At 71.4% G+C, this 2,932-nt stretch carries 2 protein-coding genes and 1 pseudogene; all 3 read right to left on the bottom strand.

Annotation, left to right across the window (positions count from 1 at the left end):
• A pseudogene (locus ACIBLC_RS41875) lies at positions 1 to 1,146 on the bottom strand (1,4-alpha-glucan branching enzyme); the annotation flags it as partial.
• A gap of 32 nt (positions 1,147 to 1,178) precedes the next feature.
• Entirely contained in the window at positions 1,179 to 2,585 is a 1,407-nt protein-coding gene (locus ACIBLC_RS41870; RefSeq protein ID WP_399216736.1) for a phosphotransferase, read from the bottom strand.
• A 149-nt stretch (positions 2,586 to 2,734) separates the two neighbouring features.
• Positions 2,735 to 2,932 (bottom strand): alpha-glucosidase C-terminal domain-containing protein (locus ACIBLC_RS41865; RefSeq protein WP_399216735.1); only part of this gene is annotated, 198 nt, incomplete at its 5' end.

Here is a 2,932-nt window from a genome sequence, read left to right as displayed (position 1 = left end):
CTTGAAGTCGTCGGGGGTGCCGAGGCGGGCGGTGGGGGCGTAGAAGCCGGTGACCTGGTAGCCCCACGACCCGCCGAAGGGATGCTCCGCCACCGGCATCAGCTCCACGTGCGTGAAACCCAGGTCGGCCACGTACGCGGGGAGCTGCTCCGCGAGCTGACGGTACGTCAGGCCCGGTCGCCAGGAAGCCAGATGGACCTCGTAGACGGAGAACGGCGCCTCGTGCACGGGCCGGACACCCCGGTCCGCCATCCATGCCTCGTCCCGCCACTGGTGGTGGGACTCGGTGATGACCGACGACGTCTTGGGCGGGACCTCGGTGCGCCGGGCCATCGGGTCCGCGCGCAGGGTCCGGGAGCCGTCGGAGCGGGTGATGTCGAACTTGTAGAGCTCACCCTCGCCTATCGCGGGCACGAACAGTTCCCACACCCCGGAGGAACCGAGCGACCGCATCGGAAACGCCGTGCCGTCCCAGAAGTTGAAGGTGCCGGCCACCCGGACCCCGCGCGCGTTCGGCGCCCAGACCGTGAAGCGGGTGCCGGTCACGCCCTGGTGCACCATCGGCTCCGCGCCGAGCGCGCGCCACAGCTGCTCGTGGCGGCCCTCGCCGAACAGATGCAGGTCGAACTCGCCGATCGCGGGCAGGAAACGGTACGCGTCCTCGGTGTCCTGGACCGTCCCCTCGTACGAAACGAGCAGGCGGTAGGAGGACGGTACGTCGCGCAGTGGCAGCAGACCGGAGAAGAAACCGTCCCCGTCGTCGTGCAGTTCGGCCCGCAGGTCGTCCGCCACGACGGTGACCGCCAGCGCGTACGGGCGGAAGGCCCGGAAGGCCACGCCGCCCGGCACGGGATGGGCCCCGAGCACCCCGTGCGGATCGTGGTGCGTGCCGCTCAACAGCCGCTCGCGGTCGCCGGGGTGCACACCCGCGAACACGGGGACGCTGTCGGCGACAGGCTCCGGCACTGCCTCCGACGCCTTCTTCAGGGCCTTGGCGGCCTTCTTCAAGTCGGCCTTCTTGAGATCGGCCTTCTTGCCGTCGGACGGCTTGGGCGCTTTGGCCGTCTGCTTCGCCTCGTCGGCAGCCTTCTTCTTCGCACCGGTCTTCTTCGGACTGTCGTCGGACGGGCGGGGCGTCACGGGCAGGGCCTCCTCGAAAGGATGAGGGATGGGAAGGGTCAGGGGGTGGTGGCGTCCGCCGCGAGCCGGCGGACCGCCGCCAGCGGCACGGGGAGCCAGTCGGGGCGGTGCCGGGCCTCGTACAGGACTTCGTACACCGCTTTGTCCGTCTCGTAGGCGCGCAGCAGTACGGGATCGGTGCGCGGGTCGAGCCCGGAGGCCTCGGCGTAACCGCTGCAGTATGCCGCCCGGCAGGTGTCGGCCCAGCCGGGGACCAGAGGGCGGTGCGTGTGCGCCGCGTAGTCGAAGGATCGGAGCATGCCCGCGATGTCCCGCGCCGGGGGATGCGGCATCCGGCGCTCGGCGAGCGGCTTCGACGGCTCGCCCTCGAAGTCGATCAGCGACCACTCCCCGGACGGCGAACGCAGGCACTGCCCGAGGTGCAGATCACCGTGGACGCGCTGCGCCGTCCAGGTACGGCCCTCGGCGGCCAGATCGGCCAGCGCCTCGAAGGCGGTGCGCAGGCCGGGAGCGTACGGACGCAGCGCGGGTACCGCCTGCGCGGCAGCCTCCAGGCGCTGGGTCATGCCGTCGACGAGCGGCTTCATCTGCGCGTGACCCAGGGTGACCGTGGGCAGCGCGCGGGCGAGCGCGAGGTGCACCTCGGCGGTGGCGCGGCCCAGCGCCCGCGCTTCGGCGCCGAAGTCCCCGCCCTTCGCGAGTTCGCGCAGCGCCAGCTCCCAGCCGTCGCTCGCACCCCGGACGAAGGGCTGCAACACACCAAGGGTGTACGTCTCCCCGCCCAGCTCCGCGGATATCCACGCGGTCGGCGCCGGCACCCGCGCGCAGCCCGCCTGGGCCAGCGCCAGCGGCAGCTCCAGGTCCGGGTTGATCCCCGGCACGATCCGCCGCAGCAGTTTGAGAATGAACGTATCTCCGTAGACGACGGACGAGTTGGACTGCTCCGACGTCACCAGGCGCGGCACCAGATCGCTCCCGATCTCCTGGCCGGAGGCGCGCTCGAAACGCAGCTCGCCGAGGTCGGCCCGAGTACGCAGGGCTTCCAGGAGTGCGTCGGCCGGGCGCGCGTCGTGCAGCGCCTCGTACACCGTACGGCCGGCCAGCGGCCCGTCCTCCAGATGCCCGATCAGTGCGGGCGCCAGCCTCGGCGGCAGTGCCTCGCGTACGCCGATCAGCAACTGGTAGCAGTCGCTCGGGTGCGACAGCGCGCCCAGTGCCGGAGTGAGCGGCTGATGGGTGCGTACGAGCAGGTGGAGCAGGCCCACCGGGCTGTCCGACGGCAGCAGTTCCGTGGCCGACACCAGCGAGAAGCCGGTCACAGGACGGCCTTTGCCCGCGAACCAGCGCTGCCGTGGCAGCCATTCCCGCAGCAGGGGATCCAGGGACGCGAGCAGCTCCGGGCGTGCGACCGGGGCCGTGGCAGAGTGGGTTGCCGCTTCCGACATGGCGTCGCGTCCTTTCCCCGGAGACTCTAGGAAGCTGGGGTCCGGAGAGCCGGAAACCCAGGGACCCGGAGATCCCGGGAGGCCGGGGGAGTCGGGGTGTTACTCATGCGTGCCCCGGGCGGGGCGGGGGAAACCGCCCCGCCTGAGATCTACGCGGCGTCCTTACGGAGCCGGAACCAGTAGAAGCCGTGGCCTGCGAGGGTCAGCAGGTACGGCAGGTCGCCGATGGCGGGGAAGCGGACCCCGCCGATCAGCTCGACCGGGTGTCTGCCGTTGAAGGCGCTGAGGTCGAGTTCGGTGGGTTGGGCGAAGCGGGAGAAGTTGTGGACGCACAGGACGAGGTCGTC

The organism is Streptomyces sp. NPDC050535 (assembly GCF_044457665.1).
Classification (GTDB): Bacteria; Actinomycetota; Actinomycetes; order Streptomycetales; family Streptomycetaceae; genus Streptomyces.
The sequence above is the reverse complement of the archived record's forward strand: the minus strand, read 5'-3'. Positions and strand labels throughout refer to the sequence as shown.

Coding starts and splice junctions, on each gene's coding strand:
- ACIBLC_RS41870 (WP_399216736.1), bottom strand. CDS start 2,585: ATGTCGGAAGCGGCAACCCACTCTGCCACGGCCCCGGTCGCACGCCCG.